The organism is Lihuaxuella thermophila (assembly GCF_900110165.1).
Lineage (GTDB): Bacteria > Bacillota > Bacilli > Thermoactinomycetales > Thermoactinomycetaceae > Lihuaxuella > Lihuaxuella thermophila.
On sequence record NZ_FOCQ01000001.1, the window covers coordinates 304,161 to 321,754 of the forward strand.

Here is a 17,594-nt window from a genome sequence, read left to right on the forward strand (position 1 = left end):
AACATTTTTCCTGTACTTTAAAAGGTGATGTTGGGCAAAACAGGAGGGGACAACATGTCTGATAACCATGTTTCACGCAGGGATTTTATCAAATTCATCGGTATCGGAACGGCGGCGCTGGTCGGGTCGGCCACAGGCGCTGTCAAGGTGGCGGAAGCCGCGGAAAAAGCGGGAGAAAAAGCGAAAACGGATTTTTATCATAAATTCAGCGGGAAACCGCCTTTTCGGCCCATTCAACACTCGGACCGCGATGAGTTGGTCCTGCCTTCCGGTTTTAAGCAGGATGTGGTGGTTGCCTGGGGAGATGACATTGGAAATGGAGAAAAATTTGGTTACAATTGTGATTTGACTCTGTACTTTCCGATTGAAAAGTCATCCGAGCACGGCTTATTGTGGGTAAACCATGAATATGTGGGAAGCGGTGCCCTCTTTATGTACGATGCGTCTACTCCTGAAGCCAGAAAATATGAAATTGAGCAATATAATGTGGGCGGTAGCGTGATCGAGGTCAAACGGGTCAACGGCAAATGGACGCTGGAGAAAAACAGCAAGTTTGCCCGGCGAATCACTGCCAATACGATGATTGACTTAACCGGACCGGCCAAAGGGGATGACGCTGTAGCCGGGGCGGTGGAAGTGAAGGGTACATTTGCCAATTGCAGCGGCGGGAAAACGTTATGGAACACGGCTCTGTCCTGTGAAGAAAATTTTGAGAGTGATGCTGCCCGCTGGGGGCGCAATGGGACCCACTATGGCTGGGTGGTGGAAATCGATCCTTTTGACCCTGCGTCGAAGCCGAAGAAGCATACCGCTTTGGGCCGTTTTGCTCATGAAAATACTGCCATGACCCTTTCCAGGGACGGACGCCTGGTCGTCTACATGGGTGACGATGCCAATGACCAATTCTTCTACAAGTTTGTAAGTGAAGGGAAATACAACCCGGCAGCCGGAAAAGCCAACTCCAAACTTCTTGAAAAAGGGATTCTCTATGCGGCTGAATTGGGAGAAGGAAAGTGGCTGCCGCTGGATCTCGAGCTCTCACCGAAATTGAAAGAGAAATTCAACACCCAGGGCGAAGTCCTTGTTCATGCGCGCGATGCGGCCAAGCTGCTCGGCGCTACCCCTCTTGACCGTCCGGAAGACGTGGAAGTTCATCCCTTCGATCAGACCGTCTATTTGGCAACCACCAACAATACGAAACACGGCAACTTCCACGGCCAGATTCTCCGCTTTAAAGAAGACGGAAATGATGCGGCGTCGCTGACATTTGAATTTGAGGTGTTTGCCGTCGGCGGTCCGCAGAGCGGCTTCTCCTGTCCGGATAACCTGGAATTTGATAAAAACGGAAACCTGTGGGTCTGCACGGATATTTCTTCCAGCAAACTGAATCAAAACAATGTCTACGAGTCCTTTAAAAATAACGGTGTCTTCTTTATTTCCACCCATGGACGGAATGTGGGGGAAGCATACCAGTTCGCCTCCGGCCCGCGGGAGTGCGAGATCACAGGTCCGGACTTCACTCCTGACGGAAAGACGCTGTTTATCGCCGTGCAACATCCGGGCGAAGAGACGACCGATCCGGCCAATCCGACCAGCCGCTGGCCATACGGTGACATCCCGCGTCCGGCTGTTGTGGCCATTCAAGGATTTTGATGACGGATCCATACAGAGACAACCTCTGAACAGGGGTTGTCTTTTTTGTGAAACGGACCGCCCGATGGAGCGGATTTGTGTTCCGATCGGCGCGTAAACAAAACACACTTTCCGGCACAGGTGTTCATTCAAAGGTTGTGAAAACGGTCATGTCCGTTTTTTATTGAACAATGGTTGTCACCTGTCTGATCGGAAGTATACCTCGCTTTTTTCATGTCGAAGCTGGAAATACGGAGAGCGGGGTGTACGAATGAGAAAAAATTGGCGCAGCTGGATGATCACTTTAGGGTTTATCGGGTTATTTGCCGCCATTCTTGTCCGGTTGTTCATGATACAAGTGGTTTCGACCCGGTCCTTTTCGGATGAACAGATCGACTTGATTGCACTTGCGGAGTTTTATCAGAATCGGGAAGTCATGATCGACAGCGGCCGCGGTGAAATTTTGGACCGCAAGGAGCGCTCCCTGGTTGGCGAGAAAAACTGGCATCTCCTTTCCTTCCCTCAATCCGGACAACAGGTCAAACTCCGGCGGGCCAAATTTGAGCAACTGGCTGGAATCATCGGATATTCGACAGAAGCACTCACCCGTCAACTGACGGAATTAAATACTCCGGCGATTTTACCCTCTGCGGACGGAGATGCGCTTATTTTGTCCCCGGCGGAAAAAGAGCGCATTGAAAAGTTGAACATTCCGGGTCTCTTTGTCGTGGAATCGGATAACCGGGTCGCACTGGGGCAAATCGGGCAGCAGGTCATTGGCCGGGTGATGAAAAGTCCGATCCGCGCCAAAGACAATCACGCGGATGAACAGGAAAATGGGCGTCCAACCGCTCATACGCATATCGGGATATCGGGGTTGGAAGCCGCATTTGAACCGTTTTTGCACGGGGAAGAAGAAAATGTTTTAATCTATACCCGCGACCGGAGCGGGAAACCCTTAAGCGGGGTGCAGGTAACAATAAAACAAAATGAGCGTGTTGGGGAATCCCCGCGACACGTGATCAAAACGACTTTAGATAAAGAGATTCAGCGCAGAGTGGAACGGATTCTGGCTCAAGAACAGGTGAAGGAAGGGGCGGTTGTGGTTCAGGAGATTGCCAGTGGGGATATCCTGGCGATGGGGAGCCGACCGACGGGCTTGACCCCGGTGGATGGATTAAACCCGTGGGATAACCGGGCAGTGATGGAAGCGACACCCGGTTCCATCTTTAAGACAGTTGTGGCGATTGCAGCATTGGACCAGGGGATTGTTCAGCCGGATTCATTATTTGTCTGTAAAGGGACGCTGGGGCGTTACGGGTTGACAGACCCTGTAAGCAAGGGGCACGGCAAGCAAACATTCCGGGAGGCTTATGCGGATTCATGTAATGTCACTCTCGGGCAGGTAGCGGAAAAGTTGGGTGGACAAACACTGGAGGACTATGCGAGAAGATTGGGTTTGGCCCGGAAGATCATCTGGTCCGGACGGGTGTTCAATGAGAAGAACTTTTCGCAAATTCCCCATGAACAAACGGGATTGATCTTTGCTGCGGGAACCCCGAAAAAAGATCGGGGAGCCGTTGTGCAGACAGGGATCGGACAGAGGGATGTGAAAATAACGCCCGTTCAGGCGGCAAACCTGGTCACCACTCTTTTTCATCACGGGCAGCCGGTTTTTCCGCGCATTGTCTCGGAAATCAGGGATGTAACCGGACGAACCGTTTTCCGTTTCCCCCAAAAGCAGTTGCGGACTGGTAAACCCATTAAAGAAAGCACACTTCAGGCCGTGCGTGAGATGATGCGGGAGGTCGTCACAGAAGGAACAGCCACTTCAGTTTCCAAAGCGAAATGGCCGCTGGCGGGAAAAACGGGAACAGCCCAGGTCGGTTTGGACAACAATTTGTATCATAAATGGATGATCGGTTTTGGGCCCGCAGATCATCCGCGTTATTCCGTAGCCGTTCTACTGCGTTCAGTTCCTGATCCCGATGATCCCCGGGCAAAACGGATTTTTCAGCGGGTGATGGATGAGCTGGCTCATTTGGAAACAGAAGAAAAAAATGAGAAAAAAACGAAACAATAGCACAGACTGACAGCTTCTTCAGTTTAAATCTTGTTGTTTTGCAAGGGTTGTATGATTATGATATAGATAGGTAGAGGAATAGTTAAAGGAGTAGAAAAAAAGAATGAAAATCACCGTGAATTTGACCAAGGCAGAACTGGATCTAATTGAAGAGGCTCTATTGCAATACCAAAATTTGCTCTTAAAATCTGAGAGCCAAGATGAAATGGTCAGCTACGAACTTGGCTTGTTGCGTCGAGTGCTTGAGGAGTTTGGTATGGAAGAATTGGAAGAAGATGAAAAACAAAGGAGCAATTTGCCGGCTCACCGCCCCAATCCATATCCTGCCCCGCAACAACAATATTCTGCTCCAAATCCATATCATGGTTCAAATTATCCTGCTCCCAATCAATATCCCTTTTCCCGTTAAATTCAGATATGTTCGGATATAGAAAAAGAGCCGCCAATTTTCGGAGCGGCTCTCTGTTTGTTACATCAGGATAAAAATACCGAATACGGCTGCCAGGATAAACCGGTAAATGGCAAAGGGCGTCAACTTGACAGTATCGATCAGTTTCAGGAAAAATTTGATCGCCAACAGGGCAAAGATAAAAGCGGTGATAAACCCGGTGATGAATAACGGCAGGTCAGCGGCGGAGAGCACATTCCAGTTTTCAGCCAAGTCGACTGTCGCAGCTCCCAGCATGATGGGGATTGCCATAATAAAAGTAAAATCCGATGCCGTTTTATGGTTGCATCCCACCAGAAGACCGCCGGAAATGGTGGATCCGGATCGGGAAAAGCCGGGCCATAGAGACAGACATTGAATCAACCCGATATAAAAAGCTTGCTTATATGTAAGGTCATCCAATGTATGGGCGGTCACCTGCACTTTGGCTTTATCGGCGACGATCATTAAGATTCCGCCTGCAATGAGGGCGAAAAGCACGGTGACGTTGCCAAATAGTTTTTCTTTAATGAAGTCGTGCAGTAAAACGCCCAAAATTCCGGATGGAATAATTCCGATGAAGACATGCAAAAGGTTAAACCGGCGATGGCGTCTCCGTCTGGATTGCCCCGGCTGGTATGCCGGTTCTTTTTCCTCGTGATCCAGCTTGTATAATCCGAACAAGCTCAACAGGCGCTTCCAGTAGACGATCACAGCGGCGAGAATGGAGCCGAGCTGGATGACGACGATTAAGGTGTTCACGGCAACATCATCTTCTTGAATCCCCAATAAAGATCTGGTCAAAATTTGATGCCCTGTCGAGGAAACCGGGGCAAACTCGGTTAAACCCTCCACAACCCCCAACACAAAGCCGACGACGATATCCCACCAGGTGTTCATGTACTTCATTCACTCCATTCATTCCAGATCGTTGATGACGTCCAGAGATTAGCGTGTGGTGGTTACGGACCACATTTTTTAATTGTATCACTTCCCGCGCAAAGGGGAAGTATTATTTTCTTGACAAAAAAAAGCTCTTCAAGAAAATTTCTTGAAGAACCTTCGGGATTATTGGTGGATGCGCACAAACCGGTCCATTTGCCTTTTTTCGGCGGGAGACAGCTGTTTGATCGAACGGAGCAAACGCTTTTTACAAAATTCATACAGCCGGTAATCCAGCTCATTCTTCTCTTTCAGGTAGCGGATGACTTCTTCGGAAACGGGCGCTTTTTTTGGTTTGTTTTTGGTTACGTTCTCTTTGGTATAGGGGATGTGTTTCCAGCCGAGGGTCCGGTTTAACATAAAGACGGATTCGGGATACATCTCCGTAATCCCCACGAACGCATAGTGTTTACGTACATTTTCCAGTGCTTTTGCCAGATCCGGATTTTTTTTCCCGGAGAGAAACCGGGTCTGGTGATTAGAAAGGGGAATCTTAATTCTGCTGTTCTTGCTGTGGACGAATTCTTCAAGACTCATGCGGCTGACCATGTCATGCATTTTGTTGGACGGGCTGGAACGGATGAAGTAATACATAGAGATAATCCGGCTCACTGGATCGCGCAACATAGCAATATATTGAAAAGGCTTATGAAAATAGCGGTGAACCCCAAACGGGCAGTGCCCGTAAACGCAACGAAATGGCTCGCTTTCTTCAGGAGTCAACCTTCTTAAAGATCTGGCCGCCCGGTGGGGAGGATACCTGAAAATTTCCCGGGGAGCAAAATGTTGATCGATGATCCGGCGCATGGTGAGCCCGCCCGTCTTCGGGATATGAGTAAAGATGAGAAGGGGATCTGCCATTTCTTGAATGCTCCTTTGTAAAGGATTTTCTTATTTAGTATATTGTTGGATAAGTTGTTGGTGTTAAGATAGACGGCTATTTTCAGAGGCTATATGAAAAATTGGGTTGACCGGGCAATAAAAAACGGATGGGTTTCCCCGGAGATGTGCAGGCCAGGGGGGATCCATGCGGCCGGGAGTGAAGAAGTTGAGTTTTACGGAAGGAGTCAATAAAATATAAGAAGAAATTTGAGTCGATCGATAAGAAGATTATGTTTGACCCTGTTCCGGATCCCAATGGATTGGATTAATCATAAAAGGGAGTAATAGAATGAAGGAATTGCAAATCATGGAGAAGTTGAAGGAAATGCGCGTCGGGGAGCCGATCCATTTTTCTACGAAAGACCCGGATGTGTTTTTAGAGGTTGACAGGGTTTTTGTGGGCATGAATGAAGGATGGGTGATCTACCATCAGGGCCAGCGGCTGATTATGGAAGAATTGAAGGAAGCTGCCCGTTATATCGCACAGCATTGGAATTTGAATCTAAAAAAGTTGATGGATCAACAGTATTCTCAACTCGAAGAGATCGTGGACCTTGGCGAGTATTGAAAATGGAATTTCCAAGAATGGAAGGTCTCAGGATCTGGCTTCTCCTGTTACCCAACCGATTCCTCCCTGCCATTCACACAGAGAGCAAGGCAAACTTAAGTGATCACGATGCTCTGAAGCAGACAAAACCTGGCGATCATCTGAGAATCGCCAGGTTTTTTCATCGGATTGAATATTACTCCATCATATGGACCAATTTTCTGGAGAGAAACAGCAGGATGAAACCAAACAGGATCGCCATGAAGCCAATCAGGCCAAACACTTCCAAATACCCTAATGACTCGGTGAACGCAGCGATTTGACCGCCTAAAATGTTGGCAATTCCGGTACTTGCCAACCAAACACCCATTAAGAGGGATGCCAATTTAACAGGAGCAATCCGGCTTACCATGGACAATCCTACCGGTGACAAGAACAGCTCGCCCAGAGTATGGAACAAATACGTGACGACGATAAAGAGTAAATGGGCTTTATATGCGACATGATGTTCATCGCTGCCTGTCTGCAGTACGGCCAGGACTAAAACCATGTAACCCAGGCCGAGCAGGATCATGCCCAGTCCCATTTTGGTCGGAATGGCCAAATCGCCTGTTTTGGAATTGGCCAACTTGACCCACAGCATGGAAATGAGCGGTGCCAACAGCACGATAAACAGCGGGTTGACGGATTGGAACCAGGAGATCGGAATTTCCCAGCCAAAAACCTGTCGATCAATAAAATTTTGCGTATAGAAGGTGAGCGAGGTTCCTGCTTGTTCAAACCCTGCCCAGAAGAAAACGACGAATACAGCCAGGATGAGGATTGATGCCGTTCTTCTTTTTTCTTGTTTGGTCAGGGGTCCATTGGATTGTTTTTCTTCCCTCTTTGCAGGCAGCTTGCCGACCGGTTTCTTCCCAATATTGCCAAGGTAGCGGTTTGACAAAGCGTTGAATGCGATTTGGCCGATCATCATCCCGATGGAAGCGGCCAAAAAGCCATATTTGAAACCGTAATGAATCACTCCGTTAGCGGTGGTTTTAAAGAAATCTTCCGCCAGGAAACCGCACACCAGAGGGGCGAATAAGGCCCCGAGGTTAATGCCCATATAGAAAATCGTAAAAGCGGAATCCCGTCTTTTATCGTTTTTGTCATATAAATCACCGACAAGAGTGGAAATGTTGGGCTTAAAGAAGCCATTTCCGAGAATCAGCAGAGCCAGTCCCAGATATAAGCCCCATTTGCTTTGCTCGGCAAACAAGATAAAGTTTCCGACCGCCATGGTGAGCCCGCCGATGGTGATGGCCAGTCTTTTGCCGATGAATCGGTCTGTCAGATATCCTCCCACCAAAGGTGTGAAATAACAGGCTCCCGTATAAAAGCCGTAAATGGCTGCGGCCAAACCCTTATCAAAACCCAGCCCGCCACTGATCAGAGCGGTGGTTAAGTATAAGGTTAGAATCGCCCGCATCCCGTAGTAACTGAATCGTTCCCACATCTCTGTAAAAAAGAGCAGGTATAAACCGGGCGGATGTTTCTTTTTAGGCTGTTGGACGGATTCTTCCGTTGATTGTTGCAGTTTAAGTGCTGCTTCCATTTTTCTACCTCCTGGAAACGAATGCTGTGAGAGGATTTTCTTCGCTTGCGTCTCGATCCCGGGCAAAGAAAGATCATTCCCATTTAAATGAACTAAACTGATCGTTTTAATCGGCTTTGGCTACGGGATCCGGATTCAAGATGGTGTTAACTGCACTTTTGTTGTGTTTGGCTTTCATAAAAATAATAAATTTTTACTATAAAGCAACATAAGCGTGAGCGCGCTAACCAGTATTTTATTTTATCTTGTGAAATAAAGTCAAGAGAAGGATCTGGAAATACGGCTTCAAGAGGCTGGAAACCTTAGCTGAACCTGATCTTAATGCCGTCTGAATATATTGGAAATTAAATTTGAATAACAAAATACTATGGTTGTATGATGGTTTCCTTTTTAGGAATCAAAAGATTTTTTTCGGGGGTTGTCCGTAACTTCACAAACCGCATAACTCGCTGGTCAGAATGCATAGGATGTTTCGATGGCGGATGCAGGATGAGGCCATGACTGCTGACAAGGTTTAAATTTTTTCCGGCAAGATGAGAACGGGAAACTCAACTGCTTCCGCCATTCCGGAAACCATCCCGCTGGTCACGGCCCATACGGTTTGACGTGAAAAAAGGTTTAAATGTTTTTTTAAAGTGGTAATGTATCCATAAGTTTTTAAACTTACATATAAAGAAAGTAGATATTATTGAACCAGGAAAGGGCCGATGACTGAAGCGAAGGGATCTCATCTTGCATGGGTTGCACAGGTGATCCGTGGCTTGAACTGACAAAATTCTTCAAATCAAGGCGCAGTTGATGTAAGGTCGCCGATCGGAAACGGTATGCCCGGAAACCGGATCCGGCCGATGATGTAATCCCCATTCCGGTTTTGCCGGACAGTGCCCCGGTGAAGAAGTTCTCCAACAAGACAAAGAAAGAGGGAGAGAAGATGATGTTCACCATCCCATTTCAGAACGCTTGGCAACATGAGAAAACGGTGGGGGCCAAAGCGAAGAACTTGTCCATCCTGATGAGCCGAAGGTTGCCGGTTCCCGACGGGTTCGTGGTGACGATGGACGCGATGACCCGCACGCTGGATGCCAACCGGCTCCGTTTGGAAGACGCACAAGAGCTGTACGGGAAGCTGAAGGCGGTTTCGATTCCGGATGATGTGAAGCGGGAGATCAAAGGGCGGTTTGATTCATTGCGGGAATCGTTCGGCGCGGTTGCCGTCCGTTCCTCATCTGCGGCGGAAGACTTGGAGGGTGCCTCGTTTGCCGGGCAATACGAGACCTACCTCAATGTGATCACTTTTGAAGATTTGCTTGACAAATTGAGATTGTGCTGGGCGTCCATGTTTTCTGAGCAAGTGCTGGCGTATCTGGATCAGATGGACATCTCCGTGACCGATCTGTCGATGGGGGTGGTGGTGCAGGGGTTGGTGCGGTCCGATGTGTCCGGAGTGATCTTCAGCGCCAACCCGATCACCAAAAACCCGCTCGAAGTGGTGATCAACGCCAGCTATGGATTGGGGGAGGCGGTCGTGTCGGGGATGGCCACCCCCGACTTGTACATCGTCGATAAAAAGAACGGCGAATTAAAGAAAGAGCGGGGCTTGAAAGAAGTGAAAATCATCGCAGATGTCATAGGCACCCGGACAGTAGAGACGACTGGAGAAGAACAACAGCGATTTTGCCTGACCGATGATGTGGTGAGGGAACTGGCGGGCATCGCCCGCAGAGTGGAAGAGATTTACGGGCATCCGGTCGATGTGGAATTCGGGATTGAAGAAGGCAACATCTATGTGTTGCAGGCCCGGCCGATCACCACGGCGGTGTCCGAATTCCAATGGTCGATCCTGTTGAACGAAGAGGACAAACAAGGCCGGTTCTGGTTTTATGATGAAACCCATTTGGCCGGTCCCAAAAGTCCCCTGTTTGCCTCATATATGATTCCGGCTTTTGTGCACGGGTTTAACACGGCGTTTGGCCGCTTGCATTTTCCTGTCGGAGAAAACCGGATTAAATTGCATATGAATCACATCTATCTTTCGATGGAGCCGTTCAAGGGCAACATGGAGGAGCGTTTGGCCAAACATCAGGAAATCATGCGCCCGTTGTTCCCGGTGATCAAAAAGCGCATGCTCGACATGGTCAGCCAGGTGTTGATGCCGGTTTACGAACGTTTGGACCGGGATCGGCAAATGGATCTCTCCTTGGCCGAAGCTCGCGAAAAAGTGGAGGAACTGTTCCGGTTTTATCAAAAAGCGTGGGAAGTGCACTTCGATGTGGTCGGGCCGTACGGCGCCGTTTTTTCGCTGCTGGAACGCCTGTATGAGCAATTGACGGGCAACAAGGACCCGCTTTTTATTCAAGAGTTGCTGGTCGGCGTGATGAACAAATCGCTTGAGACCGACCTGGAGCTGTGGAGACTGGCCGAGCGGGCCAAACGGCAACCGGAAGTATTGGCCGCCTTTCAAAGTGAACCGGCCAACCGGCTGGCCGACCGTTTGAGACTGAGCGATGCCGGGCAAGCCTTCCTGGCCGAAGTGAGCCGTATGCTGGACACCTACGGGTACCGTAAGAAAAACACGCATGAATTCCTGGGAGAAACATGGTTGGAGGACGTGTCCATCCCGCTCAGCCATGTTCAAACCTACCTTCAAACCGGATACGACTTTGACAGAGAACATGCGCGCATCGTTCGGGAGCGGGAGCAAAAATACCGGGCTTTTCTCGATCGTTTCCCGGAAAGCGAGCTAAAGAACCGATTTATGCAGGTGTATGAATGGGCACTCGACGGAGCGTGTGTACGCGATGATCATCACTTTTACATTGATGCCATGCTTTCGGCCAAATCGCGCCTGTTTCTGTTAAACGTAGGCAACACGTTGGTGAATCACGGGGTTATGGACGAAAATGAGGACATTTTTTTCCTTTACTATGACGAGCTGATCCAAGTGCTGGAACACCCGCGGGACTTCAGGAAATGGATCGCGGAGCGCAAGGCGGAAATGAGGGAGAACGAAAACAAGGACATTCCCACCCATTTCGGCAAGCCTTCATCCGAGTTATTGGCCGATCCCCAATTTGCCAGAATGCACGGTACGTTACAGGTCTTTGAACAGGACGACGGGAGCCGGACGTTCAAAGGGTTTGCCGCATCGCAAGGCACTTATACCGGCAAAGTAAAAGTGATCCGCAGTGAGGACGAGTTTGGCAAATTGAAAAAGGGGGAAATCCTGGTGTGCAAAACCACGACGCCCACCTGGACCATCCTCTTTTCGGTGGCTTCGGCGGTCGTGACGGATGCGGGAGGCATTCTCTCCCACTCGGGGATCATTGCCCGCGAGTACAAGTTGCCTGCCGTTGTCGGCACCAAGGTGGCAACCTCCAGGCTGAAAGACGGTGACACGGTGACGGTAGACGGAACGAACGGAACGGTGACGATTCATGACTAGGGGCAAAGAACTTCTGTTGGTTGTGTCGTTGTTGGTGGGGACGATTTTGGTCCCCATCAACTCCACCATGATCGCTGTCAGCTTGTTGGCCATCTCTTCCTATTTCAACGAAAGTTTGGCCGCCATTTCTTGGGTGGTCACCATATATCTCATCGTCATGGCCGTGACCCAGCCGATCGCCGGCAAGCTTGGCGACCTCTACGGCAACCGGCGCATCTACATGTGGGGGCTCGCATTATTGTTTCTCTCATCCATCGCGTGCGCGTTTTCGTTCAACTTGCCTTGGCTGGTCGCGTTCCGTTCGGTTCAAGCCATCGGAGGCGCCCTTGCCACGCCAAATGCCAGTGCGATCATTCGCCGACACGTATCCAAGGAACGAATGGCCAAGGTGTTCGGCCTGTTTGGGATGGGGATGGGCCTGGGGGCGGCCATCGGTCCGCTATTGGGTTCCACCTTGATCAGCCTGTGGGGTTGGAAATCCATCTTCTGGGTGAATGTGCCCTTTCTCTTGTTCGCCATCGTCACCACTTGGCTGGTGTTGCCCCGGCAAGATTCCCGCAGGGAGGCGGAGCTCGATTGGTTGGGGTCTGTGTATCTGGCGGTCAGTTTTGCGTTCCTGATTTTGTTGACCCATCCTCAAACCCCCTTGCGGTATGCGGTTATGGGCGGATTTTTCCTGCTATTCTCAGCCCTGTTCGTGCACAGGGAGCTTCGGGCCAGCCATCCGCTGATTCAATTTTCGTTATTTAAAAACAGCACGTTTACCAGCGCCAATCTTTCTATTTTGCTCAGCAACTTTGTGATGTATACCACCTTGTTGGCCATGCCGTTGATTCTGGAATCCGACTTCCGCCTGTCCACGCAGCAAGTGGGACTGGTCATGTTTGTTTTCTCCATCTCCATGTCCATGGCGGGGTGGATCGGCGGACAGTTGGCGGCCCGGTGGGGGAACAGCAAAATGATCGCGTTGTCCTTTTCCGTGTCCGTGATCGCGAGTGCGCTTTATTGGTCTCTTCATTTATCCATGTCTGTTCCTTATCTCCTCTTCGCTCTCATTGTGGGCGGATTGGCCGGCGGACTCGGCAATTCCGCCATGCAGACCGCATCGCTGCTATCGGTCAGCAAAGAATTGTCGGGAACGGCCTCAGGGATATTTTCCACATTCCGTTACTTTGGCAGCATGATGTCCTCTACGCTGGTCAGCCTGTTAGCGGGCAGGGCCTCGCTGTTTGCTGTTTTGCTGGCGGCGTCGGTGGCGGGAATCTTCGTTGCCAGAGGAGTCAAGCCGGAATGGGAGCCTGACCAGGCAACCCGGTTGGGAGCGAAATAGAGGGCACGGCACCTTGCCGGCTGTCCGACATGAGATGGCCATGAGAGGGCAGCCGGAGCCACGCAGTTTCCATGAATGTAACTGTTCATCCTTCGGCTGTCAACGAGCCCGGTTCGCATGCATCGGGGTATTCAGAAGGGCTCTTAGCCGGAAAACATAAAAATACATTCAGTCGTTTACCGGAGGGTTTAAAAGGAGTTATTCAATCATAAATCAATCTTTGCATATAATTGAAACCGTACACGATTCGCCCAAAAATGCATAAGGTAGTAATGGCTTTTTATGAACGGGATGGAGGTGGCGAGGATATGCCCGGTCTGATGACTGCACTTGCCTTGATGTTGAGGGAAATGGTCCTGTTCGTATCTTATATCAAAAATAACGCATTCCCCCAACCATTATCCGAAGAAGAAGAGGAACGCAATTTAAAGATGATGGCAGACGGTGATCAGCAAGCCCGCAACACCCTGATCGAACATAACTTGCGTCTCGTTGCGCATATTGTGAAAACGATATAGACACAAAACAAGGTAAGAAAGTCATCGTAGAATCAATGGCTGACCCGGGATCATCCGGAGAGGCTCAGAAGATCAAGTGTAAGTGGACTGGTTGCATGGACACTCATGTGAGCCTGCCCGTCATGGCAGTGTAACCGGTACCGGCTCCAAGCCAAAAAACACCGCTTCCCAGACCAAAATGCGGGAAGCGGTGTTTTTTGGCTTTTGGACTACCAAAGCGAATGAGATTGGTATCATCGAGCCGATTCGCTTGATGCTATATCACCGCTAGAGGCGGGGGTCTTCCAATAACCGGAGCATTTCTTCCTTATGTTTGGTTTCGTCGGCGATGATATCCTCCAGTCTGGTTTTCAGTTCGATATCCTGAACCGCGTCCGCTTGCTCCAGCCGTTCTGTGTATCGGTCAATGGTGTCTATTTCGGCTTGAATCGTTGCTTCCAGCATTTCTTTCACATTGCGGGAGTGAGAAAAGGGTTTGGGTTGCACCACAGGCTCACCGCCAAGAGCCGCGATTTTCTCCGCCAGGTATTGGGCGTGTCCCATTTCATCCTGCGCTTCTTTGGCAAAAAGGTTGCGCAGAGTTAAACGGGCAAGCCCGGATACAACTGCCGCGTTGTAAATATACTGGTTGATCGCTGAAAGTTCATAGGCAAGGTCCTCGTTTAATCCGTCGATGAGCGCCTGTTTGGCATCCATGGGATATCTCCTCCTTTGTTTTTTTGCTACCCTGTCTGCTTTTGCCATAAACACCCCATTGCATGACAGGAGAGGTGTTGTCCCCGGCAGCGGAAGGAAGGCCATCGGGGAGGATGGAGGAGAAAGCCGGTCATATTGGGGTGAGAGGACAACTGGAGAATGATGACGATGAAAAAACGGATCTGCACAAGGAACAAAGATCCATATGTTTGAGCAAAGAAAGTCTTTGTGTCGTGGTAGACTGAAAGGAGGAAATTTTTAAATTAAACGTTACAGTGGAGACCAGAGGTTTGTTGCTTATTTGAATCGTAGGAATTTCGGGGGTTATGCTCTATTTTGTGAATGATCTTAAATAAAAGAAAGAGATTTCTGTTTAAACAGGTAGTTCGAACAACGGAGGAGATCAACCATGTGGGGTCTGATTATCACGTTATTTTTAGGTTTATATGCTTTGATGAGTTTCTACATCGGCTACAGAGGATGGAAGATGCTTGTCCAAACGGCTTCCTGCTATAACCGGATCCTATTTTGGGCTGTTTTCTTCTTATTGGTCTTACCCTTCCCCGCAGCAGAACTGGGAGAGGATGTTCTGCCTGCCTCCATCGTGACCTGCTTAACCGTTTGGGGAGGGTATTCGATGGTTGCGGTTTTGTATGCTTTTTTGCTGCTTCTGATGATTGATGTAGTCAGGCTCATGGATCAACGGGTGAGTTTTTTGCCCGCATACATAAAAGAGCATAAAAAAACTCCGCTGTTTTTGGCGATTTTGGTGGCCTCCCTCGTTTTGGCCACTGTGGCTTATGGCGGTTGGAATGCCCGCCATCCGGTAGTCACCGAATATGAGGTGGAGGTGAACAAAGATGCCGGTTCCATGAAGCAGCTCCGGATCGCGATGGTCTCTGACATTCATTATGGCTCAATTATTCGGGCTGAACGGCTGAACCGCTTAGTCGAAATGATTCATGAAACCAGGCCGGACATCGTTTTGCTGGCTGGTGATCTGACAGACGGGAGACTTCCGCCCGAAGACGCCAGGAAATTGGCTGAAGTTTTGGGGCGGATCCAGGCACCCTACGGAACATTTGCCGTTCCCGGGAATCATGATCGTGATCTGCGCGAGAAGGACAGTGAATTCATGCGGTCTTTAAAAGAGGCTGGGATCCGTGTTTTAAAGGACAATTATGTCAGCGTTGGAGACAGCTTTTATCTCATAGGCAGGGACGATCCCAACCGCCGCAGCGTCCCTCCAAGGTTGGAATTGAACGAACTGATGAAGGGAGTTGATTCTTCCAAGCCCTTAATTCTGTTGGATCACCAGCCTATTGATCTGGAAAAGGCCCAAGCAAGCGGGATCGATCTGCAGCTGTCCGGCCATACCCACCGGGGGCAAATCTTTCCCGCCAATCTGATCACCGGGTGGATCTACGAACTGGATTGGGGCCTGCTGCAAAAAGGAACGTATCACCTCATCGTATCATGCGGTTACGGCACTTGGGGTCCGCCGCTGAGAATCGGCAACCAACCGGAAGTCGTCAGTGTGACGTTGACATTTAAATAACGGTTCATGGCCATTCGTCTGTAAATTTTTCAGGTGTACACGGGATGCTATTTTGATCAGGAACGGGCACAGAAGAGTGTCCGTCTTTTTTAGATCGGATTTGCCTAACGTTGTTCAGGGATGGGACATATGATGATCATTCCGGCTCAATCTTTATAAAAATAGTAATTTTATTTTGAATATTGTATATTTATGATATACTAGTAATATAATTATTTCCAGCCTGTTTGGGGGAAGTGGGGACTTGGATGACAATGTTGGGTGTATTGTTGATCCTTGCCGCATGTGCCGTTGCACTCGCAATCGGAATCATTGCCAACCGGAATGTACGTGCTTTCAATGAGGAGACGCATGAAAGCTTTTTGGGGGACAGAAAGGAGAGGGATGCGTTTGAAGACCCGTCCGTCTCATAGAGAGAAGCAATTGTCCGAGGACAAAAACTTTTTGCACAGATTCGGTTATGCTCAGGAACTTCTCAGGGATATGGGCGGATTTTCCAACTTTGCCATCTCTTTTTCCATCATCTCCATTTTGACCGGTGCCGTGTCACTGTACGGTCATGGATTGACCTATGGGGGGACCGGCATGATGGGGTTTGGATGGCCGTTGGTGGCGTTGTTCTGCATGATGGTGGCTGCGTCCATGGCGGAGCTGGCTTCCGCAATTCCGACAGCGGGAGCGTTGTACCATTGGGCGTCTCTGTTGGGAAATAAACGCTGGGGCTGGTATACGGCCTGGATCAACCTGATCGGACAGATCGGGATTGTCGCGGGAATCGATTACTCGGTCGCCTTTTTTGCCGACGGTTTACTCTCCCCAGTATTGGGATACCGGATGACAGAAACCACCACCCTGATCATTTTTGCCCTGGTGCTGGTGTCCCATGGTGTTTTGAACCATGTGGGAATCCGGATCGTGGCCAGGCTGAATGATTTTTCCGCGTGGTACCACCTGGGGGTGGTCTTGATCCTGGTCGTAAGTTTGGCTGGGTTCGGCAAAGGGGAGCTGCAGCCTGTCGACAGTCTGTTCCGGCTGGGAGAAACCTTTTCGGATAAGCCGTATTGGCTGGCGTTTCTCATCGGCTTGTTGCAGGCGCAATGGACGTTTACGGGATATGACGCCTCCGCCCACACCATCGAAGAAACGATCCATCCGCGGGTTCGGGCACCATGGGGAATTTTCTCATCGGTCGCTTTTTCTTTTGTTGCCGGGATGATCATGCTGGCTTTTGTCACTTTGTCGATTCAGGATGTTCATGCGGCCGTTTCCGCAGATAATCCGTTTATCTTCGTGATCAGTCAGGCTTTGGGAAGCACGTTCGGTCAAGTGGTTTTATGGATGATTGTTCTGGCCATGTGGTTTTGCGGTCTGTCCTCTGTCACTTCTTTTTCCCGAATGATGTACGCCTTTGCCAGGGACAGAGGGATGCCGCGCAGCGATTGGTTTGCTAGGATCAACAAACATTATCGCACGCCCGTTGCAGCGATTTGGCTGGCGGTCATTTTGTCTTTCATCCTGGCTTTAACCGACTACTTCATCAAACTGGTCAACCCTGACACCACTTATACCACATTGGCTTTTTTGACAGGGGTCAGTGTGGTCGGGTTGTATGTTTCCTACGGGATTCCCATTTGGCTGCGGCTGATCGCCGAGTCGAAAGGACGGTTCACTCCGAGGCACTTGGGACCGTGGAATCTGGGGAAGTGGGGGAGGACGGTAGCCATTCTCGCATTGTTGTGGATTGCGATAATCAGTGTGGTGATGGTGATACCGCCCAATCAAAATGCGGGGATCGCATTGATTATGATGATGATCGTTTTATTGATCATGGATCTGACCTATTATCGGCATCATTTTCCGGGACCGGAAGCGGCTTTGCAAGTATCGCCCGAGGAGCTGGCCAGGCGGGAAGCCGAGTTCCATGATTAAAGATGGAAGGATGA

Annotated in this window: 13 protein-coding genes and 1 pseudogene; 10 read left to right on the forward strand and 4 right to left on the reverse strand. The window is 49.6% G+C overall.

Going from position 1 to position 17,594, the window contains the following annotated elements:
• The first annotated feature begins 54 nt into the window (after positions 1-54).
• The 3 genes from BMW55_RS01590 to BMW55_RS01600 all read left to right on the forward strand — a co-directional run bounded on the left by BMW55_RS01590 (position 55) and on the right by BMW55_RS01600 (position 4,124).
• A complete protein-coding gene (locus BMW55_RS01590) occupies positions 55-1,653 on the forward strand; it encodes a PhoX family protein (RefSeq protein ID WP_089964604.1) in 1,599 nt (532 codons plus the stop codon).
• 250 nt (positions 1,654-1,903) lie between these two features.
• Positions 1,904-3,715, forward strand: a complete 1,812-nt coding sequence (locus tag BMW55_RS01595) for a peptidoglycan D,D-transpeptidase FtsI family protein (RefSeq protein WP_089964605.1) — start codon at positions 1,904-1,906, stop codon at positions 3,713-3,715.
• 103 nt (positions 3,716-3,818) lie between these two features.
• Positions 3,819-4,124, forward strand: a complete 306-nt coding sequence (locus tag BMW55_RS01600) for a hypothetical protein (protein ID WP_089964606.1) — start codon at positions 3,819-3,821, stop codon at positions 4,122-4,124.
• Positions 4,125-4,184: 60 nt separating this feature from the next.
• On the opposite strand, the gene BMW55_RS01605 is transcribed toward BMW55_RS01600, so the two are convergent.
• Both BMW55_RS01605 and BMW55_RS01610 read right to left on the reverse strand, forming a co-directional pair.
• Positions 4,185-5,042 carry an undecaprenyl-diphosphate phosphatase gene (locus tag BMW55_RS01605; protein WP_089964607.1) on the reverse strand — a complete coding sequence of 286 codons (858 nt, stop codon included), beginning with the start codon at positions 5,040-5,042 and terminating at the stop codon, positions 4,185-4,187.
• Positions 5,043-5,210: 168 nt separating this feature from the next.
• A complete protein-coding gene (locus BMW55_RS01610) occupies positions 5,211-5,945 on the reverse strand; it encodes a sulfotransferase family 2 domain-containing protein (RefSeq protein WP_089964610.1) in 735 nt (244 codons plus the stop codon).
• Between the two features lie 310 nt (positions 5,946-6,255).
• Here BMW55_RS01610 and BMW55_RS01615 point away from each other — a divergent pair, with 310 nt between their 5' ends.
• A complete protein-coding gene (locus BMW55_RS01615; protein WP_089964612.1) occupies positions 6,256-6,534 on the forward strand; it encodes a hypothetical protein in 279 nt (92 codons plus the stop codon).
• Between the two features lie 175 nt (positions 6,535-6,709).
• Here the strand turns inward: BMW55_RS01615 and BMW55_RS01620 are convergent, their stop codons facing one another.
• Positions 6,710-8,107, reverse strand: coding sequence for a peptide MFS transporter (locus tag BMW55_RS01620; protein ID WP_089964614.1), 1,398 nt, complete (start codon positions 8,105-8,107; stop codon positions 6,710-6,712).
• Between the two features lie 931 nt (positions 8,108-9,038).
• On the opposite strand from BMW55_RS01620, the gene BMW55_RS01630 reads away from it, so the two are divergent.
• The 3 genes and pseudogenes from BMW55_RS01630 to BMW55_RS01640 form a co-directional block, all read left to right on the forward strand.
• Positions 9,039-11,549, forward strand: coding sequence for a PEP/pyruvate-binding domain-containing protein (locus BMW55_RS01630; RefSeq protein WP_089964619.1), 2,511 nt, complete (start codon positions 9,039-9,041; stop codon positions 11,547-11,549).
• Positions 11,542-12,879: an MFS transporter gene (locus tag BMW55_RS01635; protein ID WP_089964621.1), complete on the forward strand. Its 1,338-nt coding sequence runs from the start codon at positions 11,542-11,544 to the stop codon at positions 12,877-12,879. The genes BMW55_RS01630 and BMW55_RS01635 overlap by 8 nt, the downstream gene beginning before the upstream one ends.
• 308 nt (positions 12,880-13,187) lie before the next feature.
• Positions 13,188-13,388: pseudogene (locus BMW55_RS01640) on the forward strand (hypothetical protein); the annotation flags it as partial.
• 276 nt (positions 13,389-13,664) lie between these two features.
• Here BMW55_RS01640 and BMW55_RS01650 read toward each other — a convergent pair.
• Entirely contained in the window at positions 13,665-14,093 is a 429-nt protein-coding gene (locus BMW55_RS01650) for a ferritin-like domain-containing protein (RefSeq protein WP_089964625.1), read from the reverse strand.
• 409 nt (positions 14,094-14,502) lie between these two features.
• On the opposite strand from BMW55_RS01650, the gene BMW55_RS01655 reads away from it, so the two are divergent.
• The 3 genes from BMW55_RS01655 to BMW55_RS01660 all read left to right on the forward strand — a co-directional run bounded on the left by BMW55_RS01655 (position 14,503) and on the right by BMW55_RS01660 (position 17,580).
• Complete coding sequence (locus tag BMW55_RS01655) at positions 14,503-15,651, forward strand: metallophosphoesterase (protein ID WP_089964627.1); 1,149 nt, start codon at positions 14,503-14,505, stop codon at positions 15,649-15,651.
• A 248-nt stretch (positions 15,652-15,899) separates the two neighbouring features.
• Positions 15,900-16,064 (forward strand): hypothetical protein, encoded by a 165-nt coding sequence (locus tag BMW55_RS19180; protein ID WP_170839677.1) that lies wholly within the window; start codon positions 15,900-15,902, stop codon positions 16,062-16,064.
• Positions 16,042-17,580: an amino acid permease gene (locus tag BMW55_RS01660; protein WP_244527399.1), complete on the forward strand. Its 1,539-nt coding sequence runs from the start codon at positions 16,042-16,044 to the stop codon at positions 17,578-17,580. Before BMW55_RS19180 ends, BMW55_RS01660 begins: the two co-directional genes overlap by 23 nt.
• Positions 17,581-17,594: the final 14 nt, after the last annotated feature.

Bases quoted from the DNA above. Each gene is read 5' to 3' on its own strand.
- BMW55_RS01635 (WP_089964621.1), top strand. From the start codon at position 11,542: ATGACTAGGGGCAAAGAACTTCTGTTGGTTGTGTCGTTGTTGGTGGGG.
- BMW55_RS01655 (WP_089964627.1), top strand. From the start codon at position 14,503: ATGTGGGGTCTGATTATCACGTTATTTTTAGGTTTATATGCTTTGATG.
- BMW55_RS01600 (WP_089964606.1), top strand. From the start codon at position 3,819: ATGAAAATCACCGTGAATTTGACCAAGGCAGAACTGGATCTAATTGAA.
- BMW55_RS01610 (WP_089964610.1), bottom strand. From the start codon at position 5,945: ATGGCAGATCCCCTTCTCATCTTTACTCATATCCCGAAGACGGGCGGG.
- BMW55_RS01605 (WP_089964607.1), bottom strand. From the start codon at position 5,042: ATGAACACCTGGTGGGATATCGTCGTCGGCTTTGTGTTGGGGGTTGTG.
- BMW55_RS01595 (WP_089964605.1), top strand. From the start codon at position 1,904: ATGAGAAAAAATTGGCGCAGCTGGATGATCACTTTAGGGTTTATCGGG.
- BMW55_RS01630 (WP_089964619.1), top strand. From the start codon at position 9,039: ATGATGTTCACCATCCCATTTCAGAACGCTTGGCAACATGAGAAAACG.
- BMW55_RS01620 (WP_089964614.1), bottom strand. From the start codon at position 8,107: ATGGAAGCAGCACTTAAACTGCAACAATCAACGGAAGAATCCGTCCAA.
- BMW55_RS01650 (WP_089964625.1), bottom strand. From the start codon at position 14,093: ATGGATGCCAAACAGGCGCTCATCGACGGATTAAACGAGGACCTTGCC.
- BMW55_RS01590 (WP_089964604.1), top strand. From the start codon at position 55: ATGTCTGATAACCATGTTTCACGCAGGGATTTTATCAAATTCATCGGT.
- BMW55_RS01615 (WP_089964612.1), top strand. From the start codon at position 6,256: ATGAAGGAATTGCAAATCATGGAGAAGTTGAAGGAAATGCGCGTCGGG.
- BMW55_RS19180 (WP_170839677.1), top strand. From the start codon at position 15,900: ATGACAATGTTGGGTGTATTGTTGATCCTTGCCGCATGTGCCGTTGCA.